We start from the raw sequence: 26,654 nt of genomic DNA on the forward strand, positions 1-26,654 counted from the left end.
GTCGCGCTTTGGGAATCGCCGACCGACCCTGCCGTCGATCGAACGGGCAAAAAAAGACCGGCGCATGAATGCGCCGGTCTTCGGTGTCGCTAGCGATGCGCTGCTGGCCTCGTACTAAAGCCGATGGATCCGCGCTTTCGCGGGGATGACGCGATGGCAAAGCCGTGCGCATTGCGCACGGCCCGTCGCGTCACTTGATCGGTTCGTTCAACATCATCTGCCGCACGAACCGCACCGGCGGCGCGCCGTAGGACAGCACCTGGTCGTGGTAGGTCTTGGCGTTGAACTGCGCGCCCAGCTTGGTCTCCACCGCCTTGCGCATGTCGAAGTGCTCCTGCGCGCCGACGAAATAGGTCGGCAGCTGCGCCGAGGTCAGCTGCGCGCGCACCCACTTGCCTTCGGCCTCGCTGGCCTGCTGGAAGGCCTGCTGGGTCATCAGCTCCATCGCCTGTTCCTTGGTCCAGTTGTCGACCTGGACGCCCTGGTCGAGGATGGCGTTGGCGATGGTGCGCAGGTAGAACTTCAGCTGGACCAGACGGAACAGCGGGTCGTTATCCAGATAGCCGGCGTCGGCCATCATGTCCTCGGTGTAGACCGCCCAGCCCTCGGCGAACAGGCCCGAGCGCAGCACCGCGCGCAACGTCGACGGCGACTTGGCCGAGTGCGCGCCTTCCAGGTAATGGCCGGGCATCGCCTCGTGGATCGACAGCAGGTGGATCATGCGGTTGTTGTATTCGCGCAGGAACGAGTCGACCTGCTTGTCGCTCCAGTCGTCCGGAATCGGCGAGATCGCATAGTAGGTGTCCAGGCCGCGATCCAGCGGGCCCGGCGAATCGCAGTACGCCACCGCCACGCCGCGCTGGAACTCCGGCATCAGGATGATCTTGACCGGATCGTTGGGCACCGTGACCAGGTCCTTGGCGCGGGTGAACGCGGTGGCGTCGGCCAGGGTCTGCTTGGCGAAATCGACCACCTTGTCGCGCGCGGGCTTCTCGGCGTAGGCCAGCTCCAGCGCGGCTTCGATCGCCTTCTGCTGCTCCGGCGCACTGGGCTTGTCCGGCAGCGCCGGCGCGCCTGGCTTGTCCTTGAGCACCTGCTGCGCGATCGCGTACATGTCGCCGCGCACGCGCACCAGCTCGGCCTCGGCGCGTTGCTTGATTTCGGCGCGCGACAGCGACGAGTTCAGCGAGTACTGCAGCTTTTCGTCGTACAGGGTCTGGCCGATGCGGAAGTTGCCCTTGGCGTTCGGCACCAGGGTTTCGTCCAGCCACTTCTGCTGCTCGGCCACGGCCTTGCGCAGGCCGGCGACGGCCGCGTCCAGGCGCTTGCGGTCCGCGCCCTGCAGCTGGCCCGCATTGGGCACGATGAAGGTGTCGACCAGGCTGAGCACACCGGCGTTCTGCTTGGCGACGGTCTCGGCGTGGATCTTCGGCACCCGCGTCGGGTCGAGGTTGGCGCGCGCCTGGGCGAAGATCTGCGGGATCTTCTCCATGCGCACCGTCGCCGACTTCAGACGCTGCGGCATCGGCGCGAACTCGCGCGCCATCAGGTTGTAGATCGCGCCGCCGGCCAGACCGCTATAGACCTGCGGGTCCCAGGCCCAGCCCTGCAGGGTTTCGATGCCCCACACGTCCGAGCGCAGCTGGTTGCGCAGGATCGCCGCGTCGATCTGGTTCTCGCGCGAGAGCTTGCTCAGATCCACCGTGTCCAACTCGCCCAGCAGCTTCTTGGCGAAATCGACCTGGGCCTTGCGGCCGGCCTCGCTGAGGTCGTCGACCTCGCTGTCGTAGCGGTGCTCGCCGATCTGGGTCGCGGACACCGGGTTCAGCTTCAGCCAGCCGTCCAGCCACTGCTTGGACAGTTCGGCGAAGCGGGCGTCGACGGCGGCGTCGGAAGTGGTCGCCGCGGCGCTGGCGGCGGCCGCGGGCGCCTGCGGCGCGTCGGCCGTCTTCGGCTGGCAGGCGGCCAGGGTGACGGCCAGCAGGGCCAGGGCTAGCGGCGACTTACGCAACAGGCGCATACGGGGTCTCGAGGGGGCGGCGGACGCCGCGATCCGCGCAGGATATCGCGCGCCCGGGGCGCTCCGCATAGGCCGTTGGTCGCCCCCGGGCTTTGCCGATGCGGCTGCGTTATCGTGCGCGACGACGGCCGCGCTACCTGCGGCCACGGGGACATCGATGCGCCTACTACTCTTGGCCGCGTCCTGCGCGCTGCCGCTGGCCGCGGGCATGGCCGGGGCCGCGCCCGCCATGCCGGCCTCCACTACCGATCGCCTGGGCGAGTTCCTGCGCCGGCCGCAGTACGAGTCGCTGACCCTGTCGCCACGCGGAGACTATCTGGCCGCGCGCGTGCCTCTGGACGACCGCACCGTGCTGGTTGTGGTGCGTCGCAGCGACATGCAGATCGCCGCTCAGCTGGATCCGGGCAAGGACGGTTTCGTCGACAGCGAAACCTGGGTGTCGGATACGCGTTTGTTCGCCTCCACCTCGGTGCGCTGGGGCACGCGCGATCAGCCCTACAGCCTGGGCGTGCTGCGCTCGCTGGACGTGGACAACAGCAAGGGGCGCGCCTTCGCCGGCAACGTGATCGACGCGTTGGTCGACGATCCCGAGCGCATGCTGATTTCGGATTGCCGCAAGGTCACGATCAAGGAATGCTGGACCCGCGTGGTCCGGGTCAGCAAGGACGGCGCCGGCAAGCGCGAGGAGATCGTCGACGCACCGATCCCAAACGCCGATTTCCTTGCCGACCGCAAGGGTACGGTGCGCTTCAGCTGGGCCTGGGAAACCGACGATCGCCAGCAGGTCTATTTGCTGCGCGGCGAGGAATGGACCCAGATCAACGACGAGACCATCAGCGGCGTCGAAGTCCTGCCGGTGGGCACCAGCTACGACGGCCGCTACGGCTACCTGTGGAGCGAGCGGAAACAAGGGCCGGATGTGATCGAACGTATCGATCTGGCCAGCGGCGAACGCAGCGTCGTCGCCAGCGACCCCGACAGCGACCCGCAGCGTTTGGTCTGGTCGTTCGATGGTCATGAACCGATCGGCGCGGTCTACGGCGGCCTGCATCCCAAGGCCCGCTTCTTCGACGCCTCGCATCCGCATGCGGCGCTCACCGCCGACATGGAAACCGCGTTTCCGGGCGAATTCGCACGTGTGACCAGCGCTACCCGCGACGGCCGGTCGGCGGTGGTCACCGTCAGCAGCCCGCGCGAACCCGATCGCTATTACTTGCTGGACACCGCCAGCGGCGACCTGAAGTTGCTCGCCAAGCGCCGGCCCTGGCTGACGGCGGCGCAGATGGCGCCCACGCGCGCGATCGAGCTCAAGACCCGCGACGGTGTGGTCTTGCGCGGTTGGTTGACCGCCCCCACCAAGTCGCACGCGGCGCCGCTGCCGTTAGTGGTGATGCCGCACGGTGGCCCCTTCGATATCCAGGACGACTGGGGCTACGACGACGAGGTACAGATGCTGGCGACGCGCGGCTATGCGGTGTTGCGAGTGAATTTCCGCGGTTCGGGAGGACGGGGGCGCGACTTCGTCGAGTCGGGCCATCGCCAATGGGGCGCGAAGATGATCGATGATCTCAACGACGCCACCCGCTGGGCCATCGCGGACGCCGGCGTCGACGCCGAGCGCATCTGTCTCTGGGGCGCCAGCTATGGCGGCTATGCGGCGCTGATGGCGGCCGCGCGCGAGCCCGACCTTTACCGCTGCGCGATCGGTTTCGCCGGCCCCTACGATCTGCCCACCATGCATCGTTGGGGCGACGTGCAGCGTTCGCGCTGGGGCCGTGCCTACCTGGATCGGACCCTGGGCGACGACATGGCCGAATTGCGCCGTCAGTCGCCGACCGCGCATGCGGCCAAGATCAAGGCCGATCTGATGTTGGTGCAGGGCATGCGCGATGAGCGCGTGTCGCCCGAGCATCTGCGGATGATGAAGCGTGCGCTCGAGGAGGCAGGGAAGCCCTACGAGGGCTACTTCCCCTCCCAGGAAACCCATGGCTTCTACGGCGAGAAATCCAAGCGTCAGTACTACGAGCGCGTGTTGGGGTTCCTCGACAAGCATCTGCGCTGAGCCCGTGCGCGCTCCTCAGTCCGAGACGATGCGCTCGGGCCGCGTGTAGACGTTCAACGAGTCCCCGCGCGCGAACGCGGCCAAGGTGATGCCGGCGTCATCGGCGGTGCGGATGGCCAGGTCGGTGGGGGCCGAGATCGCCACGACCAGGCCGATGCCGGCGGTGGCGGCCTTGTGCAGCAGTTCGTAGGACGCGCGCGAGGTCATGACCAGGAAGCCCGTGCGCGGGTCCAGCGCGGGCGCCGAGCGCGCCATCGCGCCGATCAGCTTGTCGAGGGCGTTGTGGCGGCCGACGTCCTCGCGCACCAGCAGGCCGTCGGGGTGTGCGAAGCCGGCGGCGTGGACGCCGCCGCTGCGCGCGTTCAAGGGTTGCTGTGCGGCCAGCGCGTCGAGGGCGGCGCGGATCTCGGCGCGACCGACGCGAAGGGGGTTGTCCACGCGCGCGACCGGACGCACCGCTTCGCGCAGCGATTCGACCCCGCACAGGCCGCAGCCGCTGCGGCCCTCCAGGTTGCGGCGGCGGTCGGCGATGGTGTCGTAGCGCGATTGCGGGATCGCCCCATGCAGGGCGACGCCGGCCTCGCTGCGCACCACGTCGACCAGGCGGTACTCCTGCGGCGCGGCGACGATGCCTTCGCTGAGCGCGAAGCCGAGCGCGAAATCCTCCAGCGATTCCGGCGTGGCCATCATCACCGCGAATGCGAGGCCGTTGTAGAGCAGCGCGACCGGCGCTTCGACCACGACCGCGTCCTCATGTTCGCCGCGCGCGTCGCCGTGCAGGCGCAGGGTGCGCACCGAATGCAGGGCGTCGTTCATGCCTGGCCGCACAGGCGGCGGCCCTTGTCGGTGAGCGCCAGCAGCACGCGCTCGCCCTCGCGCTGCTGCACGATCAGGTCCAGTCCGTCGTAGCGCGGGTCGTCGCCCAGCGCGGCCAGCAGGCGCTGCAGCTCGCTCAGTCCCAGGCCCAGGCGCTTGGCGACGCGATGGATGGATTGGCGGTCTTCCTCGGCCAACAGGCGCAGCAAGTCCAGGGCGGGGTCCTCGCTCATCGCGCGACGGCGACGGCGCTGCGGCTCAGTCGCACCGGGATCGATTTCGACGCCGGCGTGCGCGCGCGTTCGGCATGGCTGCCCAGCGGCACCAGCGGATTGGTCTCGGGGAAGTAGGCGGCCAGGCAGCCGCGCGGAATGTCGTATTCGACCAGGCGGAAACCTTCGACCCGGCGCTCCTCGATGCCGCCGCGGCCGTCGTCCCAGACCGAGGTGATGTCGACCAGATCGCCGTCGGCATACGCCAGCGCTTCCAGGTCCTCGCGGCCGATGAAGCAGACCCGGCGCAGGCCGTGCACGCCGCGGTAGCGGTCGTCCAGGCCGTAGACGGTGGTGTTGTACTGATCGTGCGAGCGCACCGTCATCAGCTGCAACAGGGCCGGCGCGCTCGCGTCGGCGTCGGCCAGCGCATGCACGAAGAACTGCGCCTTGCCGGTCGCGGTCGGGAATTCGCGTTCGCGGCCCGGATGGCGCAGATGGAAGCCGCCGGGCGTGCGCACGCGGCGGTTGAAATCCTCGAAGCCGTCGACGACCTGGGCGATGCGCTCGCGGATGCGGTCGTAGTCCTCGACCAGGGCCAGCCAGGGCGTCGCGCTGTCGGGCAGGGTGGCGGCGGCGAGGCGGGCGACGATCGCGGGCTCGGACAGCAGCTGCGGCGAGGCCGGCGGGTTCATGCCCGAGGACAGGTGCACCATGCTCATCGAATCCTCGACCGTGACCGCCTGCGGGCCGGTGGCTTGCAGGTCGATCTCGGTGCGGCCCAGGCAGGGCAGGATCAGGGCCTCGCGGCCGTGGACCAGATGCGAGCGATTGAGCTTGGTGCTCACGTGCACGGTCAGCGCGCAGTTGCGCAGCGCTTCGTAGACCAGGCCGGTGTCGGGCGTGGCGGCGGCGAAATTGCCGCCCATGGCGAAGAACACTTTGCCGCGGCCGTCGCGCATGGCCTCGATCGCGGCCAGGGTGTCGTAGCCGTGTTCGCGCGGCGGCGCGAAGCCGAACGCCGCGCCGAGTTTGTCCAGGAAGCGCGCCGAGGGCTGTTCGTAGATGCCCATCGTGCGGTCGCCCTGCACGTTGGAATGGCCGCGCACCGGGCAGGGGCCGGCGCCGGGCTTGCCGATGTTGCCGCGCAGCAGCAACAGGTTGGCCAGCATCTGGATGGTGGCCACGCTGCGCCGGTGCTGGGTGATGCCCATGCCCCAGCACAGGATGGTCGCGCGGCTGTCGATGTAGATGCGACCGGCCTGCTCCAGCTGTTCGCGGCTCAGGCCCGATTCGCGCTCCAGCGCCGGCCACGGGGTCGCACGCAGGGCGTCGGCGAAGGCGTCGTAGCCGCGGGTATAGGTGTGGACGAAGGCCTGGTCGACCGCGCCGGCCTCGACCACCTGCTTGGCCAGCGCGGTGGCGACGGCGAGGTCGCCGCCGATGCGCGGCTGGTAGTACTCGCTGGCGATGCGGGTGCTGCCGCCGCTGAGCATTTCGGTGGGCGACTGCGGATCGGCGAAGCGTTCCAAACCGCGTTCGCGCAGCGGATTGAAGGCGACGATGCGGCAGCCGCGCTTGGCCGCGCTGCGCAGCTCGCCGAGCATGCGCGGGTGGTTGGTGCCCGGGTTCTGGCCGAACACGAAGATCGCCTCGGCGCGTTCGAAGTCGTCCAGGGTGACCGAGCCCTTACCGCTGCCCAGTTGTTCGGTCAGGGCCACGCCCGAGGGCTCGTGGCACATGTTGGAGCAGTCGGGCAGGTTGTTGGTGCCGTACTCGCGTACGAACAACTGGTACAGGAACGCAGCTTCGTTGGAGGTGCGTCCGGAGGTGTAGAAGATCGCTTCGTTCGCGCTGTCCAGGCCTTGCAGGGCCCCGGCGATGCGTGCGAACGCCTGTTCCCAGGCTATCGGCACATAACGATCGCTTATGGGGTCATAGGACATCGGCTCGGTCAGCCGGCCCTGCGCCTCGAGCGCGCGATCGTCCATGTCGGCCAGCTCGGCGACGCTGTGGGCGGCGAAGAACTCGCGCGTCACCCGCTTGGACGTGGCCTCGTTGGCGACCGCCTTGACCCCGTTCTCGCAGAACTCGAAGGTCGAGTGCGCGTTGCGGTCCGGCCAGGCGCAGCCCGGGCAATCGAAACCCTTGGGCTGATTGGCTTTGAGTAGGGTGCCGGCGCCCTTGATCACGACCTGCTGGTCGCGCAGCGCCTGCCAGGAACTGCGCAGGGCATCCCAGCCGCCGGCGGGTTTGTCGTAGTGGTCGATGGGCTTGTCGTCGGACATCGTGGTTCGCTGATCGGGCCGTGGCCTCGCGTGCAGCATAGCCGACCGGCTCGCGCGCGCCGCACGTTCAGGCTTCGTTTGGAAATCCCGGCATGGCGTGTCGCGAGCCGCGGCATGCGTCGAAAGCCCGGCTTGACGCTCGCATGCGGCGATGCAACAAATTCTCCACCGCCGCCTGTCGCGGCATCGAGCAAGACCTGCGAACCGTGATCGTCATCGGACCTGTGAACCCGCGTTTGCGCCGCCTGCCGGCGGGCGCCCTGCGCTGTACGGAGTCGTGTCGTCGCTGAGCGCGACACCTGCCTTCCGTAACGCCGCCGTCCCCGCACGAGTTCCGCATGACCCCGCACTTCGATCTCCGCGCGCTGCCTGCGCGCCGCCTCCTCATCGCTCCGCCGCGCGACCGCGTCGCCCGGTGTAGATCGCAGGCGATGCCCGTCACGGGCTGAGCCTGCCACCGCTCACCGTCCGGAGCGGCACGCGAGCGCATTCGACTCGCGGCCATCTCTCCCTCTCCCAGGTCGCGCCGCACGCGTGGTGGCGCGGGTGCGCTGCGGCGTGCCGCTACGGACGGACCTTTCGTCTCTCTTGCCTTTCCTTGTCCGTCTATTGGAGTGCTTGCATGTCGTTTTCCGTTTCGCCTTCCCCGCGCCGCCGACCTTTGATCCTGGCCTTGGCGCTGGCCCTGGCCGCGCCGCTGGCGCAGGCCGACGAAGCCGCCGCCGACGCCGGCGTCACCCTGGACGCGGTCCAGGTCACCGGCACCAACCTGCGCCGCAGCGACGAGGCCGGCGTCAATCCGGTGCTGGTGCTGGACCGCGCCCAGATCGAGCGCAGCGGCAAGGTCACCGTGTCGGATCTGTTGCGCAGCCTCACCGCCAACAGCGGCAACAGCTTCAACGAGCAGTACACCGGCAGCTTCGCCAACGGTTCGGCGGGCGTGTCGCTGCGCGGCCTGAGCCAGAAGAACACCCTGGTGCTGGTCAACGGCTATCGTGTCGCGGCCTATGGTTTCGCCCAGAACACCCAGGACAATTTCGTCGATCTCAACGCCCTGCCGCTGGGCGCGGTCGAGCGCATCGAAGTGCTCAAGGACGGCGCCTCGGCGCTGTACGGTTCGGATGCGATCGCCGGCGTGGTCAACATCATCCTGCGCCGCAAGATCGAAGGCGTGGAGCTGGACGCGGCCTACGGCGCCGCCACCGAGGGCGGCATCGACCAGCGCAGTCTGGGCCTGCGCGCCGGCGTCGGCGATCCCGACAAGGACGGTTACAGCCTGCGTTTCAGTCTGGACGTGCTGGACCGCGGCCGCCTGGATGCCGACGAACGCGATCTGACCCGCGATGGCGACTACCGCGATCAGCCGGGCGGCCGGCTCGCCGGCTGGTCCACCCAGGGCGGCGCTTACTTGAGCAACCCGCGCGCGCCGCAGCGTTTCCCAAATTGCCAGCCTGGCACCGTGGCGCGGCCCTACGCCGACTTCGGCAGCCCGCTGCCGGGCGAGGCTTGCGCGTTCAACACCCAGCCCTATCGCACCCTGCTGCCCGACGCGGAGCGCTATCAGGCCTCGCTGGCCGGCGACTATTGGTTCAACGATTCGGTGCAGGGTTTCGCCGAGCTGCTCTACAGCACCAGCCACAACGGCGCCTACTTCGGCGCGCCCTTGTCGGTGGGCGCGGGCCTGCGCGCCTACGATCGCAACACCGGGCGCCTGGTCGATATCCCGGTGGTGCTGCCGGTGGGGCATCCGAACAATCCCTACGGCGTGCCGACGCCGTTCGAAACCACCTTCCTCGACCTGGGCCCGCGCTACAAGATCAACCAATCGCAGTTCCAGCGCACCCTGGTTGGCCTGCGCGGACGCGGCGAGGTCTGGGATTGGGAGCTGGCGGCCAACTATTCCGAGAGCCGCCAGCGCGAGTACGTGCGCAACTTCGTCGACCGTTACGCGTTCGAGCGCGTGCTGGCCGACGGCAGTTACGACTTCTTGAACCCGGGCCGCACGCCCGGCGCGCTGGAGACCCTGCGCTTGTCCACGCGTCGCCCCGGCACCTATCGCCTGGCCACGGTCAACGCCAAGGTGTCGGGCTTCCCCTGGCAGTGGCGCGCCGGCGACGTGGGCGTGGCGGCGGGTGTGGAATTCCGCGACGAGGCCCAGGACGCGCGCACCAGCCCGCAGGTGCTGTCGGGCACCGAGCTGCGCCCGGCGATCAATCTGATCGACGGCCAGCGCCGGGTCTCGGCGGCGTTCGTCGAGTTCAGCCTCAAGCCCTTCGACACGGTCGAGGTGCAACTGGCCGGGCGCGGCGATCACTACAGCGACTTCGGCAGCGCCTTCTCGCCCAAGCTGGGCGTGCGCTGGCAGCCCAACGAGGACTGGCTGCTGCGCCTCAACGCCTCGCGCGGCTTCCGCGCGCCGTCGCTGCCGGAGATCGCGCAGAGCACCACCATCAGCTACGGCAGCGTGATCGATCCCTACGATCCGGTGCAGCCCGGCGGTTCGCGCGGCGTGACCATCCTGCGTGCGGGCAATCCCGATCTCGACGCCGAGCGCTCCAGCAACGTCAATCTCGGCGTGCTGTGGTCGCCCAGCGCCGACACCAGCCTGGGCGTGGACCTGTATCGCATCCGCCAACGCGATCTGATCGGGCCCGACAGCCTGCAGGCGATCGTGTCGAACCCGACCGCCTATCCCGGTCGCGTCACCCGCGATGCGCAGGGCCGCCTGCAGCTGATCGAGAACCGCTACGCCAACCAGGGCACGTTGACCACCACCGGTTTCGATATCGAGGGCCGCCAGGTCTGGCACGCGGGCGCGACCGACTGGACCCTGGACGGCAGCTGGACCCGATTGCTCAGCTACGAACAGCCGCAGGTCGCCGGTCAGGCGGCGCTGGAAGGCGCGGGCGGCAACCGCTTCGGCGCGCTGCCGAAGTGGCGCGGCATCACCTCGCTGGGCGTGAACCGCGGCGACTGGAACGCGCAGCTGTCGTGGCGCTACATCGGCGGCTATGCCCAGCAGGTGGTGGACGCGCGCAGCAACCCAGGCCTGCGCAGCAAGGTCGGCGACAGCCACACCTTCGATCTGTACCTGGCTTACCAAGGCCTGCGCGACAGCACGCTGTACCTGTCGGTGCAGAACCTGACCGACCGCGATCCGCCGTTCGATCCGGCCGGCGGCGCGCTGCCCTACGACATCACCCAGTACGACGGGCTGGGGCGGTTCGTGACGGTGGGCTTCAAGCACCGGTTCTGAGGCGGCCGATGCAGGACCGGCGCTTGCGGGCCCGTGCTTCGCGGCGCGGGTCGGCAGCGGCTGCGATGCCTCGTTGCTAGCATGGGCCGGCGTCGCGCGTACCCGCCGGGGTGCGCGCGACGGACCGGTTTCCAGTCCGCGTGGACAGGAAACCCAACGGCAGTACCGACAAGGAGCAGGTCATGGCAGACCCGGTTGGCGGCATCATCCTCACCATCTTTCTTTCCGTTACCCACGTAGGCGAGAACCAGGGCTTTCCGCATACGCCCGACGCGGCTTACGTCTGCGGTTTCGACCGCGCCAGTTACGAGATCGACCAGGCCGGCACCATCGACGTGGTGTTCGTGCCCAGCACGGCGGCGCGCTTCAAAATGCGCTCGGTGCGCATCAGCAACGACAACAGGGCGGCGCCGGAGTACGCGACCCTGGGGATCCAGAACCGCTCGCTGCAGCTAGATGCCCAGAACAGGACCGCGCAGGCGATCTACTTCGGCGTGACGGTCGAGGACGAGAAGACCGGACAGTCGTTCGAATGCGACCCGCAGGTCATCAACATTCCCCGGCCTCCGGCGTAATCGGGCCGAGCGACCGTCGCGACAGGGCCGGCTTGCGGCGCGCTGAACGTCGGGCGTCACCCCCGCTGGTGGCGCCCATCGCGGCGATGTCATAGTCGGCCCAGCCCACAGGGGGCTCGGGGAGAATCGCGATGCGCAGCGTTTGGACCACGGCCGCGTTGGCCTTGACCTTGGCGGCCGCGGCCGCTTGCAGCAAACATGCGCCGCAGGAAGAGGCGGCCGCCGCCTCGCCCGAAAGCACCGCCGCTTCGCCCGGCCGCGCGGCGGGTGGCGCCGCCGATCTGGGCGTGAAGCTGGCCTACGAGCACGAAGTCGACCTCAAGATCGAGGCGGCCGAGATACCCAAGCGCCTGCGCGCGGCCCAGGACGCCTGCAACGGCGGCAAGTTCGGTCCCTGCGCGGTGCTGGGCCTGCAGCAGCAGGGCGGCGACGTCCCCAGCGCCAGCCTGCAGGTGCGGGTGGTGCCCGCGGGCGTGGACCCGCTGATCGCGCTGGCCGGCAAGGGCGACGAGATCGCCAGCCGCAACACCCATGCCGAGGATCTGGCCGTGGTGATGCGCGACAACACCTTGCTGCAGGATCGCCTGCGCAAGGAACACGCGCGGCTGCTGGAGTTCCAGGGCCGCCACGATCTGAAGATCCAGGACATGATGGTGCTCTCGACCCAGATCGCCCAGATCGAGGCGCAGTTGCAGGGCGCGCAGCAGGAAGGCGCGCAGCAGCAGCGCCGGGTCGACACCCAGTTGCTCACGCTGCGCTTCAACGCGCCGCAATCGCAGGCCAACCGCAGCGAGATCGGCCAGGCCCTGGGCGATTTCGGCGCGATCGTGACCGGCGTGGTGGCCTGGATGATCCGCGCCTTCGCGGTGCTGCTGCCCTTGGGCGTGGTGGTGCTGGGCGCGCTGTGGTTGCTGCGTCTGTTGCGCCGACGCGGCCGCAAGGCGGCCTGAGTGCGCGCCGTCGCGTGCTGGCTGCTGCTGCTCGCCGCGCCGGGATACGCCGCTGCGTCGCCGTCCTTCGCTTGTCCCCCGCAGGGCTGGGACCGCGCGGCCTTGGAGACCTTGAAGCGCGAGGAATTCGCGCTCGCCGATCCGGTCCGCCTCGAGGCGTTGGCGCAGGGGCTGGTGTTCTGTCTCGGCGATCCCGATCCGACCTTGCGCGACGGCATCGCCTATGAGGCCTTGTCGGCCTGGATGCGCAAGGGTGCCTTGCCGGCTCCGGCGCTGCGCCGATTGAGCGACCTTCTGTACTTCCGCCTGGACGGGCCGGAAGGCGAAGGCTATGTGCATCCGTTCGCGGCCCTGGTGTTGGCCGAGGTCGCGCGCACCGATCGCGTCGCGGCCTGGATGAGCGCGCAGGAGCGCGCGACGATGGTCGCGCGCGCGGTGCGTTACGAAACCTCGGTGCGCGACTATCGCGGTTACGACGCGCGCAACGGCTGGCGCCACGGCGTCGCCCATGGCGCCGACTGGCTGATGCAATTGAGCTTGAATCCGGCGCTGGACGACGCCCAACTGGCCGCGATCGTCGATGCGGTCGCGGCCCAGGCGGTGCCCGAAAGCGGGCATGCCTACGTCTTTGGCGAGCCCGAGCGTCTGGCGGCGCCGGTGCTGTACGCGGCGCGGCGCGGTTTTCGCGACGAGGCGCAATGGACGGCGTGGTTCGCCGGCCTGCCGGCACGCCTGGGCGATGCCAAGCTGGCCTACCGCGACCCGGCCTGGCTGGCGCGCCGCCACGACCTGCTCGCGTTCCTGCAGGCGATCTACGTCAGCGCCGACGTGTCCGACGATGCGCGCCTGCGCGTGCTGCTGCCGGGCGCGACCGCGGCGCTCAAAGCGATGCGCTGACCGGGAGCGACAGCCCCGTTTGTCTTCCCCTTTGGAAAGGGGGGAGTGAGGGGGATTTGCTTTTGAGTCGCGCGACCCCGCCGCTCATGTCTCGACAGCGCTCGCCAAGAACAGATCGCAAAGCTGCGCCAGCTGGGTCAGCGCTCCTCTTCGCTCTCGAACTCGACCAGCACATCCAGATCGAACGCCAGCGCCTCCACCGCCTCGCGCACTTTCTCCGCGCTGGCGCGGTTGGGGGCGTCGATTTCGAGCTCGTGGGTGCCCGGGCCGCGGTCGTCGGGCAGGCCGGCCGAGCTGGAATCGGAGTCGTCCATGCGCGGCATCAGGTCGGCGACTTCCTCGACGTGTTCGATGCCGTCCAGGCTCACCAGGAGGTTGCCGATGGCGCGGGCATCGTCTTCGCTACCGGTCACGCGCAGTCGCAGCAGGGGCATGGTTGGTTCCTATCGCGGGAGAGCAGAAACGAGGCTAGGCGCGGCCGGGCTAAGGCCATGTGACGGCGCGGAATCGGCTCCGCGCGCGCGTCATCCGGCGTCCACGGCGATGGAGTAGGGTGCGCGCATGAACACGAGCGAATCCGCCCCCGCGCCGTCGGTGACCCTGCGTCCGCTGGAGCGCAGCGACCTGCACTTCGTCCATCAGCTCAACAACAATCGCAGCGTGATGGGTTACTGGTTCGAGGAGCCCTACGAGTCCTTCGTCGAGCTGGAGGAACTGTTCCGCAAGCACATCCACGATCAGTCCGAGCGCCGCTTCATCGTCGAGGACGCGCACGGCGAACGCGTGGGCCTGGTCGAGCTGGTCGAGATCGACCACCTGCATCGGCGCGGCGAGTTCCTGATCATGATTTCGCCCGAGCAGCAGCGCCGCGGCTATGCGCGTGCGGCGACCCGGCTGGCGATCAGCTACGCGTTCCGGGTGCTGAACCTGTACAAGCTGTACTTGCTGGTGGACGTGGACAACCTGCGCGCGATCGCGATCTACGAGGGCGCGGGCTTCCAGCGCGAGGGCGTGCTGGTGGACGAATTCTTCAGCGACGGCCGCTACCGCAGCGTGGTGCGGATGTGTCTGTTCCAGCATCAGGTGCTGAACCACCGCCGCGACGCCTGAGCGTCGCGGCGGCGCGCAGCTTACTTGGCCTTGCCCTTGGCGGGCTTGGCGGGCTTGGCGGCCGGGGCCTTTTCGCTGACTTCGCGCGTGGGCAGCGGTACGTTGCACAGGTCGATGTGGCCGGCCGGCTGCTTGTACCACTCGTCGCGGCGGTTGCGGCGCGACTCGATGATCTCGTCGAAGGCGGCGCTGTCGGTGCGCAGCACTTCGATCCCGACCCGATCCTTCTTGGGCAGGTCGGCGGCCAGGCGGATCGAGGCGATCGGCACGCGTTGGGCCGGATTCTCGTAGAAACCCAGCGCGCCGGTGCCGCGCGGCAGCACCGACAGCAGCTCCATGCCCTGGACCACGCGGCCGACCACGGTGATGTTGCGGTCGAGCTGGCGCGGCGACTGGCCGATCACCACGTACAGTTCGGTGCCGTTGCTGGAATCGGCGGCGACGTCGCGGCCGGCGCCGACCATGCCGTAGCAATGCGCGAGCCAGGCCGACTTGGCCGAGGTATCGCGCGCGGCCGGGAAACCGTCGGCGAAACCGACCTGCGGCGCCCAGCCGTCCGGATCGGGCAGGACGTGGAAGGGCAGCTTGTCGCTGCTGCGCGCGAATTCCGCCGGCAGCTTGGCCTTGGTGCCCTTGCCCAGCGGCTTGCGGCTCTTGTCGTCCTCGGCCGGATCGCCCCATTGCACGACGAAGTTGTCCTGCGAGCGGTTGATGCTCAGCCCGTTCCAATAGCCGTTGCGCGCGAGCGCACGGATGTTGGCGACGTGGGCGGGCGCGAAGTCGGGCGCCAGCTCGATCACCACGCGGCCGCGCGGCAGATTGAGGTAGAGGGTGTCGCGCGGATCCAGCGCCCGCCAGTCGGTGGGCTTGGTGGCGTCGAGGATCTCCTGCATCGAGCGCGGCTTGGCCGCGCCGGCGGCCGCGGCGGCCAGCGGCAGGGATAGGGTCGCGGCGATCAGCAGCGGCGACAGCCACGCCGAGGGCTTGGACGAGTACGGCTTCGAACGCATCGTAGGATCTCCCCTTCAGGTCGAGCGAGTGTAGTCGCCGCGCATGAATTCGGTGAACTCGTCCTGGCCCGGAAAGCGGTTCTCGATCACGAAGCGGTAGCGATCCTGGTCGAACTCGTAGCGGTAGCGCGCCTCGCCGCGCGCGGTGGTCTTCTCCAAGCGCAGCACCTCGCCATCCCAGTCGCCGCGCGCGGGTTCGGGCGGGAAGCCCATGCTGTCGAACCACCACCACAGCACGGCCTGGCTGCCGGGTTCGACCAGGAACACGCCATGGCCGCGGAACACGACCTGGCCGTCGCGCTCCTCCTCGTAGTCCTGGATCAAGGCCATGCCGTCCAGCGAGGGCCGGCATTGGCTGCGTCCGATCGCGCGGCCGCCGGGGCCCCAGGGCGAGGGCGAAAGCTGCTCCTCGCCGCTCCAGCGGCCGGCCAGACGCATCAGCCGCGCATGCGCGGGACCGGGGCGGGGCAGGTCCATGGCGGACTCCGTATCGGCGGGACCGGCAGGGTAGCGCGGCGGCCGATCTGGAGCGGTAGTAAGGCCTAGTTACTAATGGCATGCGCGGTATAGCGAAGTTCGCACTACTGTGGACACCAAGCTAGTAGGACCGGGCCATGACCGACCTAGAACTCCATCTCCGCAAGTTCCAGAAAGAGCTCAGCGCCGGCACCGTGTCGCTGGCTTTGCTGGCCGTGCTCGGCGGCGCGCAGGAGCCGATGTACGGCTATCAGATCGCCAAGCGCCTGGAGCGCGAAGGCGAGGGCGTGCTCAGCGGCAAGCAGAGCGCGCTGTATCCGGTGCTGCGCAACCTGGGCGCCGCGGGCCTGCTCGACAGCCACGTCGAGCCCTCGGTGTCGGGACCGCCGCGCCGCTACTACCGCATTACCGACGCCGGTCGCGAGGTCCTGCACGAATGGACCGCGGCCTGGCGCGCCACCCGAGATTCCGTCGATTCCGTCCTTGAAGGACCGTCCGTATGAACGCCAGCCACGCCACTCCGCTTCCGACTTCGATCCCCGATTACCTGGAGCGCTTGCGCGCGGCGCTGGGCGGCGCCGACCCGGCCCTGGTCCAGGACGCGTTGTACGACGCCGAGGAATACCTGCGCTCGGAGATGGCCGAGAATCCCGGCAAGAGCGAGGCCGACGTGATCGCCTCGGTCGCCGGCAGCTACGGCGCGCCCGACGAGGTCGCCGAAATCTACCGCGACACCGAGGTCACCGTGCAGACCGCCTTGCGCACGCCGCGGCCGCAGCCGCGCAAGTCGGCGCTGGGCCAGTTCTTCGGCGTGATCGCCGAGCCGCGCACCTACGCGGCGCTGTTCTACATGCTGCTGTCGCTGGCCACCGGCATCTTCTACTTCACCTGGGTGGTCACCGGCGCCTCGCTGTCGGCGGGCCTGGCATTGCTGATCATCGGCATTCCGTTCGTGATCCTGTTCCTGGGCTCGGTGCGGGTGCTGTCGCTGGTCGAGGGGCGCCTGGTCGAGGTGATGCTGGGCGAGCGCATGCCGCGCAGGCCCTTGTACAGCGGACGCGGCAAGCCGCTGTTCGACCGCATCAAGGACATGTTCGTCGATCCGCGCACCTGGGGCACGCTGCTGTACATGCTGCTGATGATGCCGCTGGGCATCCTCTACTTCACCATCGCGGTGACCGGCCTGAGCGTGTCGCTGTCGCTGATCCTGGCGCCGATCGCGCTGCTGTTCGGCAGCAACGGTACGATCTGGATCGACGGCGTCAATCTGGCCTCGCAGTCGCAGCCCTGGACTTGGCCGCTGGCGGTGGCGTTGGGCATCGTGCTGCTGTTCGTGACCCTGCACATCGCCCGCGGCGTCGCGATCTTCCACGGTGCGCTGGCCAAGCATCTGCTGGTGAAGTCTTCGCAGTACAACTGAGCGGAGCGTAGGTAAAACGCGAAGGTCTGGCGGATCGATCCGCCAGGCCTTCGTCGTTTTTGAGGTTAAGCGAGTCCCTCTTAACCCACCCAACAAAGGGTGAGGCCTCAGCGAAGGCTTTTCTGCCTTTGACTCCCTCCTTTATCAAAGGGTGAAGCCGTGCGGCTTACGAACCGCAGGTTCAAGCACGGCTGAATGCCGGCAGGCTCCTGCTTGTAGCTCCCTCCTTTGGAAAAGGAGGGTTGGGGAGGATTTGCTGTTGCTTTTCTTTCGCCTTTTCTGACCGAAGGTCAACGGCTTCCGCCTGCTGCGCATGCGGGTTACTTTCTCTTGCTAGCCCAAGAGAAAGTAACCAAAGAGAAGGGCTAGCGTGACCAACCCTCCCTTGCGAGTTCGGTGCCTGCGCCGGGATTTTTCGAATGGACATCCCTGTCCATTCGAAAAACGGCGCGCGTCCTGCGCGCCGCCCTNCCCTTGCGAGTTCGGTGCCTGCGCCGGGATTTTTCGAATGGACATCCCTGTCCATTCGAAAAACGGCGCGCGTCCTGCGCGCCGCCCTTCGGGTCTACGGTTGGTCGGGTGAGTGCGCTGCTTTTGGACTTCAATGCCGCGGCAACAGCAACAGCAACAGCAACAGCAACAGCAACAGCAACAGCAACAGCAACAGCAACAGCAACAGCAACAGCAACAGCAACGGCAAGGAAGAGGCGGGAACAACCGATCCGCAATTGCCTGTCGTAGGATGCGGTGAGCGAAAGCGAACCGCATCGTCGCGGGGTAGCCAGCATGCGGATGATGCGGTTGTCGTGGCATGCGCATGGCGAAAAAGCGAAGGCCCGATGGATCGCTCCGCCGGGCCTTCGTTATGTCCACTCTCCCGCACAGCGGAAGAGAGGGGAGGGTCGCTAGCCCTTACGCCGCGTACTTGGCGATAAAGTCGCGTACCTGCGGATACACCTGCTCGCGCCAGCGGCGGCCGCTGAAGATGCCGTAGTGGCCCGCGCCCTTGACCTCGATGTGCTGGTGGTCGGCCTCGGCGATGCCGGTGCACAGGCGGTGCGCGGCGCGGGTCTGGCCCTGGCCGGAGATGTCGTCGAGCTCGCCTTCGATGGTCAGCAGCGCGGTCTTGCCGATCGCGGCGGGGTTCACGCGCTCGCCGGCCACGTCCCACAGGCCGCGCGGCAGCAGATGTTCCTGGAACACGACGCGGATGGTGTCGAGGTAGTACTCGGCCGGCATGTCGAGCACGGCGTTGTACTCGTCGTAGAAGCGCCGGTGCGAGGCCGCGTCCTCGAGGTCGCCCTTGAGCAGGTCCTGATAGAAATCCCAGTGCGACTGGAAGTGGCGCTCCGGATTCATGGCCACGAAGCCGCTGTGCTGGAGGAAGCCCGGATACACGCGACGGCCGCTGCCGGGGTAGTTGGCCGGCACGTGGTGGATCAGGTTGCCCTCGAACCACCACAGCGGCTTGTGCACGGCCAGGTCGTTGACCTGGGTCGGGCTTTCGCGGGTGTCGATCGGGCCGCCCATCATCACCAGCGAACGCGGCGTGGTTTCGCCGCGCGCGGCCATCAGCGACACCGCCGCCAGCACCGGCACGGTCGGCTGGCAGACGCTGATCACGTGCAGCTTCTCGGCGCCGATCAGGCGGATGAATTCCTGGATGTAGGCGACGTAGTCGTCGAGGGTGAAGGCGCCCTCGCTGGCCGGCACCATGCGCGCGTCGATCCAGTCGGTGATGTAGACCTTGTGGTCGCGCAGCAGGGTCTTGACGGTGTCGCGCAGCAGAGTGCTGTGGTGGCCCGACAGCGGCGCGACCACCAGCACCGGCGGATCGTCCTTGAGCTCGGCGATGTTGTCGGCGTCGTCGGCGTAGCGCTTGAAGCGCAGTAGGCGGCAGAACGGCTTGCGCTTCATCTCGCGCTCGATCACCGGGTAGGTGTCGCCGTCGATCTGCAGCGAGTGGATGCCGAACTCGGGCTTCTCGTAGTCCTTGCCGATCCGGTACAGCAACTCGTAGCCCGCGGCCACGCGCGAGGCGCCGGGCACGGTGGACAGCCAGCTGCCGGGGGCGGCGAACATCTTGGAGCCGGCATCGGCCCAGTAGGTCATCGGCGCCAGCCAGGCGCGGCCGAGTTCGTGCATCTGGTAAAGCAGCATCGGGCGGATCCCCAGGAACGACGGTGAGCGAACGGCGGTTTGCTGCGGCGCAGCATAGCCGATAGCGGAGGACCCGGGGTTAAGCCGGGGTCGGCGTTCAGCCCGCGGTTTCCAGGGCGGCCGCGCCTTCGCGCAGCCCGGGGGCCAGCCACAGGTGCGAGCCCAGCGGGGCGAAGCCGACCGCCTGGAAGCGTTCGCGGTAATAGCGGGCCGGGCGGCGCTTGAAGCCGACCGTATCGCCGTCGACGCCGTCCTCGCGGGTGAAGGTCTCCAGGAACGCGACCCCGCCGCAGAGCTCGGCCAGCCCGGGCAGGCCGCGTTCGAGTTCGCGCGGGGTCAGGTAGTGCAGCACGTCGCTGCACACCAGCAGGTCGACCGGCGGGCAGGGGCGCAGGGTCTCGAAATCGCCGAAATGCGCGTAGTGCAGGTTGCGGCGCGCGCCATGGCGGGCGACCGCGTACTCGCTGCTGTCGAAGCCCAGATAGCGCAGCTTCGGGCGCAACTTCAGCAGCGGCGCACGCCAGGCGGCCTCGCCGGCGCCGATGTCGAGCACGCTGCGGATCGGGCGCTCCAGATGGTATTCGGCGCTGGCCACGGCCAGGGCGACCTTGCGCTCCAGGCGCGCGCGGCCGCCGATCTCGGGGTCGCGGTACCAGCGTTGGAAGTAGTCGCGGTCGTACTGTTTGCTCATCGTGTCCTGCGTGGGGGTGGTGGCGTCGTCCGCGGGCGGCGGCGTGGCATCCTAGCGCGGCCGCGCGCCCGGCCCGCAACCGCCACCCACAGGAAGCCTGCGATGAATGCGTATTTCTGGACCAAGACCGCCCATGTCGTGTTCGTGATGGCGTGGATGGCCGGGGTGTTCTATCTGCCGCGGATCCTGGTCAATCTGGCCGAAGTCGGCGACGAGCCGGCGGTGCGGGCGCGCCTGGTGTTGATGGGCCGGCGCCTGTATCGCTTCGGCCACATCATGTTCGGGCTGGCGGCGCTGCTGGGGCTGACCTTATGGCTGCATTTCGGCATCACCGGTGAGTGGCTGCATGCCAAGTTGACGCTGGTGGTGTTGATGCTGGGGCACTACATCGTGTCCGGGCGCTGGCTCAAGGGGGTCGATAAGGGGCGGGCGCTGCCCAGCTCTAGGACGCTGCGTTTGTTCAATGAGCTGCCGGTGTTGTTGCTGGTCGGCGTGGTGTATCTGGTGTTGGCCAAGCCGTTCTAGGCGCGCGCGTACGAACCGCAGGTTCGTGTGCGACCGAATGCCGACCGCTTGCTCTTAGCTCCTAGCCCTTAGCCCTTAGCTCTTAGCTCTTAGCTCTTAGCTCCCTCCTTTGTAAAAGGAGGGTTGGGGAGGATTTGCTGTTGCTTGGCTTTGCATCTGCTCTTCACGAAGGTCAACGGCTTCCGCCTGCTGCGCATGCGGGTCACTTTCTCTTGCTAGCCCAAGAGAACGTAACCAAAGAGAAGGGCTAGCGTGACCAACCCTCCCCTGCGAGTTCTGGGCTTTCGCCGGGATTTTTCGAATGGACATCCCTGTCCATTCGAAAAACGGCGCGCGTCCTGCGCGCCGCCCTACGGGTCTACGGTTGGTCGGGTGAGTGCGTTGCTTTTGGATTCAAATGCCGCGGCAACTGCAACTGCAACTGCAACTGCAACTGCAACCGCAACCGCAACGGCAACGGCAACGGCAACCGCAACCGCAACCGCAACGGCAACCGCAACCGCTGGTACAGCTCGGCTCTGCTTTTGCCGTCATCCCCGCGAAGGCGGGGATCCAGTGCCTTTAGGACGGAACCGCAGGTGCGCGCGTAGTGGCCATCGAAGCTAAGGACGCCTTTGGTTGTCATCCCCACGAAAACGGGTGGCGTGCACACTCGCGCGCCATCGACTCGCGTTGCACCCAACGCCCGACCGCGATGCGGTCAGGCTGGGTTCGGGGAGTGCCCCCGATGCGCCGCGAGACTCTCAGCGACTCTTGAAATCTTCCGGCTTGGGCAGCGTCACCGGCACCTGCTGCGCGTCGCAGTCGCCCTTGGCGCACAGTGCCGCACGCAGCTTCGGCATGGCCTGCAGCATGAAGTGGAAGATCGTGTTCTGTTCGACGCTGCCGCGCACCGCGTCGCTGCCGGGGCCGCGGGCCCAGATGCCGACGTCGTCGCCACCGTGGGATTCGTTGCTGGTCGGTACCAGCGATTCCTGCAGGTAGTCGGGATTTTCGGTGTCCACCTTGGTCAGATCCGGGCGGCCGTGCTCGGCCTGCTGGGTGCCGCTGGCGGTGTGCAGGAAGCGCTTGGGGCCTTCGGGCTGCTGCGCGCTGGCGCCGACGTAGCCGGGGCCGTTGCTGTAGTTGAGGGTGGTGTAGGGCATGCCCAGCGAGTCGCGCGCGTAGTCGGCGGCGTCGCCGTCTTCGCCGCTGGTGCCGCGCACCTTGCCCAGGATCGGATTGCCGCGCACCGGATAGCCGACGAAGCTGAGGGTGTGCGAGTGGTCGGCGGTGACCAGGATCAGGGTGTCGTCGGCGGAGGTCGCTTCGCTGGCCGCGCGCACCGCGTCGCTGAGGGCGACGGTTTCGGTGAGCGCGCGGTAGGCGTTGCCGTAGTGGTGGGCGTGGTCGATGCGGCCGCCCTCGACCAGCAGCACCCAGCCGCTGTCGCCCTTGTCGGCGCTGAGGCGGTTGAGGCGCGCGATCGCGGCGCGGGTCATCTCGGCCAGGCTGGGTTCGCCGGCGCCGTCCTTGGGGCGGTCGTGATCGAACTGCATGTGGTCGGGTTCGAACAGGCCCAGCAGCGGCTTGCCGGCCGGCGCGGCCGCGAACTGCTTGGCGTTCCAGACGTAGCTGCCGTCGGGGTGGTGCTGCTTCCAGCTCGCGATCAGGTCGCGGCCGTCGAGGCGCTGGCCGACCTTGTCGTCGTACTCGGGATCGCGCTGCTCGACGGTCATGAAGTTGGTGCGGCCGCCGCCCATCAGCACGTCCGGGCCGTTGCCGTAGGGCGATTCGATCATCTGCCGGGCGATGTCGTGGCAGCCGGCGGTCTTGGCGTCTTCGGGCAGGTCGGCGTCGTTCTCCCAGTTGCGGTCGGCCGAATGGCTGAAGGTCGCGCCCGGGGTGGCGTGGGTGACGCGGGTGGTGGTGACCACGCCGGTGGCCAGGCCGCTGCCGGCGGCGAGTTCCCACAGGCTCAGGATCGGCGCGGCCAGGGCACCGGTGCAGCTGCCGCGCGCGGCCTGCTGGCCGATGCTGAGCACGCCCGCGCGCGTCTTCACGCCGGTGGCCATGGCGCTCATGGTGCCGGCCGAGTCCGGGGTCTGCGAGTCGGTGTTGTAGGTCTTGCTGAGCGCGGTGGAGGGGAAGCGCTCCCAGCTCAGGCGGTTCTCCTCGCCCGGGCCGCCTTTCTTCTGTCCTTCGTAGATGCGTGCGGCGGCGACCGTGGTCAGGCTCATGCCGTCGCCGACGAACAGGATCACGTTCTTGGCCTTGCCGCCCATCGCGCCGCGTGCGGCGGCCTGGCTGGCGCCGTCGCGGAACCACCACTGCGGGGTTTCGTCCTGGGGATGGCGGATGGTGGGCACGTCGACCGCGAGCGTCGCGGCGCCCACGGCGGCGGCGCCGCTGGCGGCGCGCGGTGGCGCCGAGCTGGCGCAGGCGCTGAGGGACAGGGTGACGGCGAGGGCGAGGCAGGCGGTGCGCGTACGGGACATCTCGGGGACCGGTGGCGGACGAAACCGCGATTATGACCTGCGGTTGTTGCTGGAATGGGATACCGGTGTTGCACCGGCGGGGGTCGCCGCGGTCGGGCGCCTCGGCTAAGGTGCTGGTTCGTCGCGGCGAGGTATGCGCATGACCCTGGTGTCGGCCTGGTTCAAGATCCCGTTCTGGCAACGGGTGCTGGGCGGTTTCGTGCTCGGCGCGCTCGCCGGCTGGCTGATGGGCCCCGCGGCCGAGACCTGGTTCGGGCCGCTGGGCAAGCTCTACGTGACCCTGATCAAGATGATCGCGGTGCCGCTGGTGCTGTTCGCGGTGATCAACGCGGTCGCCTCCCTGCATGGACAGAAATCGGTGGCCGCGCTGGGCGGGCGCACCTTCGCCTGGTTCGCGTTCACCGCGGTGCTCGCGGTCGGCGTCGGCCTGACGGTCGCGCATCTGGTGGCGCCGGGCGAGGGCGTGGGCACGCTGCAGATCGCCGGGGACTACAAGCCCAAGGAGGTGCCGCCCGCGATCGACGTGCTGCTGGGCGTGGTGCCGTCCAATCCCTTCCAGGCCATGGCCGAGGGCAAGGTCCTGCAGGTGATCTTCTTCGCCGGGCTGATCGGCTTCGCCCTGGTCAAGCTGGGCGATCGCGTGGCCGGGCTGCGCAAGCTCGCCGGCGAAGCCAGCGACACCATGATCCAGATCACCCGCTTCGTGCTGGAGTTCACGCCGCTGGGCACCTTCGGCCTGATCGCGGCGCTGATCGGCGGCTACGGTTTCGAGAAGCTGCTGCCGCTGGGCAAGTTCGTGATCGCGCTGTACCTGGCCTGCGGCCTGCACATCGCGGTGGTGTACAGCGCGCTGCTGCTTGCGCACGGTCTGAATCCGTTGAAGTTCTTCCGCGGCGCGTTCCCGGGCATGCAGGTCGCGTTCGTGGCCTCGTCGAGTTTTGCCGCGCTGCCGGTCTCGCTGCGCAGCGTTACCCACAACCTGGGCGTGGATAAGAACTACGCCGCGTTCGCGGTGCCGCTGGGCGCGACCATCAAGATGGACGGCTGCGGCGCGATCTATCCGGCGATGGCGGCGGTGTTCATCGCCCAATACGCGGACCTGGACCTGTCGCTGTCGCAGTACCTGGTGATCATGCTGGCCTCGGTGCTGGGCAGCTTCGGCACCGCCGGCGTGCCGGGCACGGCGGTGGTGATGGCGACGGTGGTGCTCAGCGCCGCCGGCCTGCCGCTGGAGACCATCGGCTATCTGTACGCGATCGACCGCGTGCTCGACATGATGCGCACCATGACCAACGTGACCGGGCAGATGCTGGTGCCGGTGCTGGTGGCCAAGGAGACCGGCCTGCTCGACCGTGCGGTCTACGAGGCGGCGTCGACCAACGTCGGCCTGGAGTCGGCCGAGGCGGCCGGCAAGGACAGCGCCTGATCCCGTGCCGCGCGACGATCGCGCGGCGCGTTACTTCCCGGAGCCCCTGCGATGCCCGACACCGCCAATCTGATCGCCTTCGCCCTGATCGCGCTGGGCATGGTGCTCACACCCGGGCCGAACATGGTCTATCTGATTTCGCGCTCGATCTGCCAGGGGCCCAAGGCGGGCCTGATCTCGCTGGGCGGCGTCGCGCTGGGCTTCGTGTTCTACATGCTGTGTGCGGCGCTGGGCATCACCGCGCTGGTGATGGCGGTGCCTTACGCCTACGACGCGCTGCGCATGGCCGGCGCGGTCTATCTGGGCTACCTGGCCTGGCAGGCGCTGAAGCCGGGTGGGCGCTCGCCGTTCCAGGTGCGCGAGTTGCCGCAGGACAGCCCGCGGCGCCTGTTCGCGATGGGCCTGATGACCAACCTGCTCAATCCCAAGGCGGCGGTGCTGTATCTGTCGTTGCTGCCGCAGTTCATCGATCCGGCCAAGGGCAGCGTGCTGGCGCAGTCGGTGGCCCTGGGCAGCCTGCAGATCGCGATCAGCGTGACCGTCAACGCAGCGATCGCGATCAGCGCCGGCGCCATGGCCGCGTTTCTCGGCCGTCACCCGACCTGGTTGTCGGTGCAGCGCTGGCTGATGGGCACGGTGCTGGCCGCGCTGGCGGTGCGCATGGCGACGGAGGCGCGACGCTGAGGTTTCAGGCGCGCCGGTTTCGCGCGCGCCGGCTTCAAGCGCGAGAGTAGCGCCAGGACTGCATGCGGCCGTCGCGGTACGGCATCACACCGTGGAAGGCGCGCGGGTCGGCGTCGAACACCAGCGGCAGGAATTCGCGGTCGCCTTCCCACATCGGCAGGTCGTGCAGGCGCTCCAGCGGCACCCATTCCAGCGTGCCCTCGGGATTGCTCGCGAACGGCGTGCCGGTATAGCGGGTGATGGTGAAGATGAAACCCAGCCAGTCCTCGCCGTGCTTGCCGAAGCCGGGCCAGCTGATGGTGCCGCGCAGGTGCAGCTCGTCACAGACGATGCCGGCCTCTTCGAAGATCTCGCGGCGCATGCCCGCCACCACGTCCTCGTCGCGCTCGAGCTTGCCGCCCAGGCCGTTGTACTTGCCCAGCTGGTGGTCGTCGGGACGCGCGTTGCGGTGGACCATCAGCACCTCGCGCCCGTCCGGCGACAGCACATAGCCCAGGGTGGCGACGATCGGGGTGTAGGGCATCAGCGGGCTTCCTTGGCCTTGGCGGTTTGTTCGGCCAGGGTCTTGTCGAACGCGCGCTCGGCCTTGTCGGCGTAGGCGCGGCAGCTCATCGGGGTTTTGTGCGGGGCGGCGGTGTCGGCCGGGTCCCAGCCGCTGGCGTCCGGGTGCGGCGTCAGCAGCAGGTCGCAGGGCAGGGCGCGCACGGCGGCGAAACCGCGCCGGTAGTCGTCGGCGATGTGCGGATAGCGCGGGTTGTCGACCAACTGGTAGCCGGGCGCGCTCAGACTGTCGGCGTAGGCGATGTGGGCGGGCTTGCCGTCGATGCGGTCGTCCCAGGTCCAGCTGATGCTGCCGGGCGTGTGCGCCGGGGTGAAATGCGCGGTGAAGCGCAGGCCGCCGAGCTCGACGGTTTCGCCGTCCATGACGATGCGCTGGACCTGCACCGGCGGGAACAGCATGCCCTCGCCGAAGTGGATGTCGTCGCTGCCGCCGCGCGCCAGCAGCACCGCGGCCTCGGCGTTGCCGACCGCCTGGGCGCCGGTCGCGCGCTGGATCTGCGCCAGGGCGCCGATGTGGTCGATATGGGCGTGGCTGTGCAGGATCAGTTTGAGCTGCGAAGGTTCGACGCCGAGTGCGCGCATGTGCTTCAGCAGCATGTCGCCGGCCTGCGGCAGGCCGGTGTCGATCAGCACGGCGCCGGCGTCGGTCTTGATCAGGACCGCGCTCAAGCCGGCGGTGCCGATGTACCAGCTGCGTTCGGCGACGCGGAACGGCGCCACCGGCTGGCGCCAGCTGTCCCAGCTGGAATAGGCACTGGCTTCGGGGAGCAGGGCTTCGGCGGCGGTGCTGCCGGCGGCGGCATTTCCTGTGGCGACCAGGGACAGGGCGAGAGCGAGTGCGGCTTGGCGCAGCGATGGCATCGGGCGGGTTCGGGGCATGCGAGGGGGCGCACAGTGTCGGCGATTCGCGCAGGCGCAGCCAGCATCGGCGCGCGATTTTGCAGCTTATTCCCGCATCGCGCCCGGTCCGCGTTAAGCGCCGCGTCTTCACGTGACTTCTGGCCCGGTATGCCGGTGCCGGGCAAGGTTAGGGTGGG

The 26,654-nt window shown here is 68.5% G+C and carries 23 protein-coding genes; 11 read left to right on the forward strand and 12 right to left on the reverse strand.

What is annotated here, in order from left to right; all coding sequences use genetic code 11:
• Positions 1 to 190: 190 nt before the first annotated feature.
• Positions 191 to 2,011 (reverse strand): DUF885 domain-containing protein, encoded by a 1,821-nt coding sequence (locus ASE35_RS00795; RefSeq protein WP_057163377.1) that lies wholly within the window; start codon positions 2,009 to 2,011, stop codon positions 191 to 193.
• 166 nt (positions 2,012 to 2,177) lie between these two features.
• Here ASE35_RS00795 and ASE35_RS00800 point away from each other — a divergent pair, with 166 nt between their 5' ends.
• A complete protein-coding gene (locus ASE35_RS00800) occupies positions 2,178 to 4,082 on the forward strand; it encodes a S9 family peptidase (protein ID WP_082611057.1) in 1,905 nt (634 codons plus the stop codon).
• Between the two features lie 15 nt (positions 4,083 to 4,097).
• Here ASE35_RS00800 and fdhD read toward each other — a convergent pair whose 3' ends face one another.
• The 3 genes from fdhD to ASE35_RS00815 are packed head-to-tail and all read right to left on the reverse strand — an operon-like array spanning position 4,098 to position 7,398.
• Entirely contained in the window at positions 4,098 to 4,898 is an 801-nt protein-coding gene (fdhD, locus tag ASE35_RS00805; RefSeq protein ID WP_057162681.1) for a formate dehydrogenase accessory sulfurtransferase FdhD, read from the reverse strand.
• A complete protein-coding gene (locus ASE35_RS00810) occupies positions 4,895 to 5,131 on the reverse strand; it encodes a helix-turn-helix domain-containing protein (RefSeq protein WP_056172693.1) in 237 nt (78 codons plus the stop codon). The genes fdhD and ASE35_RS00810 overlap by 4 nt, the downstream gene beginning before the upstream one ends.
• Positions 5,128 to 7,398, reverse strand: coding sequence for an FdhF/YdeP family oxidoreductase (locus tag ASE35_RS00815; protein WP_057162682.1), 2,271 nt, complete (start codon positions 7,396 to 7,398; stop codon positions 5,128 to 5,130). Before ASE35_RS00815 ends, ASE35_RS00810 begins: the two co-directional genes overlap by 4 nt.
• A gap of 622 nt (positions 7,399 to 8,020) precedes the next feature.
• Here ASE35_RS00815 and ASE35_RS00820 point away from each other — a divergent pair.
• From ASE35_RS00820 to ASE35_RS00835, 4 genes are all read left to right on the forward strand, one after another.
• On the forward strand, positions 8,021 to 10,654 hold the full coding sequence (locus tag ASE35_RS00820) for a TonB-dependent receptor (protein WP_057162683.1): 2,634 nt from the start codon (positions 8,021 to 8,023) through the stop codon (positions 10,652 to 10,654).
• A 182-nt stretch (positions 10,655 to 10,836) separates the two neighbouring features.
• Entirely contained in the window at positions 10,837 to 11,229 is a 393-nt protein-coding gene (locus ASE35_RS00825) for a hypothetical protein (RefSeq protein WP_057162684.1), read from the forward strand.
• Between the two features lie 131 nt (positions 11,230 to 11,360).
• Complete coding sequence (locus ASE35_RS00830) at positions 11,361 to 12,179, forward strand: DUF4349 domain-containing protein (protein ID WP_057161435.1); 819 nt, start codon at positions 11,361 to 11,363, stop codon at positions 12,177 to 12,179.
• Entirely contained in the window at positions 12,180 to 13,076 is an 897-nt protein-coding gene (locus tag ASE35_RS00835) for a DUF2785 domain-containing protein (RefSeq protein ID WP_082611058.1), read from the forward strand. It begins immediately after the preceding gene.
• 137 nt (positions 13,077 to 13,213) lie between these two features.
• Here the strand turns inward: ASE35_RS00835 and ASE35_RS00840 are convergent, their stop codons facing one another.
• A complete protein-coding gene (locus ASE35_RS00840) occupies positions 13,214 to 13,510 on the reverse strand; it encodes a hypothetical protein (protein WP_056172712.1) in 297 nt (98 codons plus the stop codon).
• A 127-nt stretch (positions 13,511 to 13,637) separates the two neighbouring features.
• On the opposite strand from ASE35_RS00840, the gene speG reads away from it, so the two are divergent.
• The gene (speG, locus tag ASE35_RS00845; protein WP_057162685.1) at positions 13,638 to 14,186 is read left to right on the forward strand and encodes a spermidine N1-acetyltransferase; all 549 of its coding nucleotides are present in this window, start codon (positions 13,638 to 13,640) and stop codon (positions 14,184 to 14,186) included.
• A gap of 20 nt (positions 14,187 to 14,206) precedes the next feature.
• On the opposite strand, the gene ASE35_RS00850 is transcribed toward speG, so the two are convergent.
• Complete coding sequence (locus ASE35_RS00850) at positions 14,207 to 15,079, reverse strand: peptidylprolyl isomerase (protein ID WP_235567164.1); 873 nt, start codon at positions 15,077 to 15,079, stop codon at positions 14,207 to 14,209.
• Between the two features lie 132 nt (positions 15,080 to 15,211).
• Entirely contained in the window at positions 15,212 to 15,673 is a 462-nt protein-coding gene (locus ASE35_RS00855; RefSeq protein WP_057162687.1) for a DUF1579 family protein, read from the reverse strand.
• Positions 15,674 to 15,810: 137 nt separating this feature from the next.
• Between ASE35_RS00855 and ASE35_RS00860 the strand changes: the two genes are divergently transcribed.
• Both ASE35_RS00860 and ASE35_RS00865 read left to right on the forward strand, forming a co-directional pair.
• Positions 15,811 to 16,176: a PadR family transcriptional regulator gene (locus ASE35_RS00860; RefSeq protein WP_056172722.1), complete on the forward strand. Its 366-nt coding sequence runs from the start codon at positions 15,811 to 15,813 to the stop codon at positions 16,174 to 16,176.
• Positions 16,173 to 17,093: a sensor domain-containing protein gene (locus tag ASE35_RS00865; RefSeq protein WP_057162688.1), complete on the forward strand. Its 921-nt coding sequence runs from the start codon at positions 16,173 to 16,175 to the stop codon at positions 17,091 to 17,093. Before ASE35_RS00860 ends, ASE35_RS00865 begins: the two co-directional genes overlap by 4 nt.
• 912 nt (positions 17,094 to 18,005) lie before the next feature.
• Here the strand turns inward: ASE35_RS00865 and phaZ are convergent.
• Both phaZ and ASE35_RS00875 read right to left on the reverse strand, forming a co-directional pair.
• Positions 18,006 to 19,250, reverse strand: a complete 1,245-nt coding sequence (gene phaZ, locus ASE35_RS00870; RefSeq protein WP_056176353.1) for a polyhydroxyalkanoate depolymerase — start codon at positions 19,248 to 19,250, stop codon at positions 18,006 to 18,008.
• Between the two features lie 100 nt (positions 19,251 to 19,350).
• Positions 19,351 to 19,944 carry a class I SAM-dependent methyltransferase gene (locus tag ASE35_RS00875; protein ID WP_057161528.1) on the reverse strand — a complete coding sequence of 198 codons (594 nt, stop codon included), beginning with the start codon at positions 19,942 to 19,944 and terminating at the stop codon, positions 19,351 to 19,353.
• 102 nt (positions 19,945 to 20,046) lie between these two features.
• Here ASE35_RS00875 and ASE35_RS00880 point away from each other — a divergent pair, with 102 nt between their 5' ends.
• Positions 20,047 to 20,469, forward strand: a complete 423-nt coding sequence (locus ASE35_RS00880; protein WP_056172728.1) for a CopD family protein — start codon at positions 20,047 to 20,049, stop codon at positions 20,467 to 20,469.
• 743 nt (positions 20,470 to 21,212) lie between these two features.
• Here the strand turns inward: ASE35_RS00880 and ASE35_RS00890 are convergent.
• Positions 21,213 to 22,946, reverse strand: coding sequence for an alkaline phosphatase (locus ASE35_RS00890; RefSeq protein ID WP_057162690.1), 1,734 nt, complete (start codon positions 22,944 to 22,946; stop codon positions 21,213 to 21,215).
• Between the two features lie 139 nt (positions 22,947 to 23,085).
• On the opposite strand from ASE35_RS00890, the gene ASE35_RS00895 reads away from it, so the two are divergent.
• Positions 23,086 to 24,372, forward strand: coding sequence for a dicarboxylate/amino acid:cation symporter (locus tag ASE35_RS00895; protein WP_057163379.1), 1,287 nt, complete (start codon positions 23,086 to 23,088; stop codon positions 24,370 to 24,372).
• A gap of 51 nt (positions 24,373 to 24,423) precedes the next feature.
• Complete coding sequence (locus ASE35_RS00900) at positions 24,424 to 25,056, forward strand: LysE family translocator (protein WP_057162691.1); 633 nt, start codon at positions 24,424 to 24,426, stop codon at positions 25,054 to 25,056.
• A gap of 34 nt (positions 25,057 to 25,090) precedes the next feature.
• On the opposite strand, the gene ASE35_RS00905 is transcribed toward ASE35_RS00900, so the two are convergent.
• Positions 25,091 to 25,579: an 8-oxo-dGTP diphosphatase gene (locus tag ASE35_RS00905; protein ID WP_056172736.1), complete on the reverse strand. Its 489-nt coding sequence runs from the start codon at positions 25,577 to 25,579 to the stop codon at positions 25,091 to 25,093.
• Positions 25,579 to 26,478 carry a subclass B3 metallo-beta-lactamase gene (gene bla / locus ASE35_RS00910; RefSeq protein WP_082611060.1) on the reverse strand — a complete coding sequence of 300 codons (900 nt, stop codon included), beginning with the start codon at positions 26,476 to 26,478 and terminating at the stop codon, positions 25,579 to 25,581. The genes ASE35_RS00905 and bla overlap by 1 nt, the downstream gene beginning before the upstream one ends.
• Between the last annotated feature and the right edge of the window lie 176 nt (positions 26,479 to 26,654).

Origin of the sequence: Lysobacter sp. Root916, assembly GCF_001429785.1 — a bacterium.
Classification (GTDB): domain Bacteria; phylum Pseudomonadota; class Gammaproteobacteria; order Xanthomonadales; family Xanthomonadaceae; genus Lysobacter.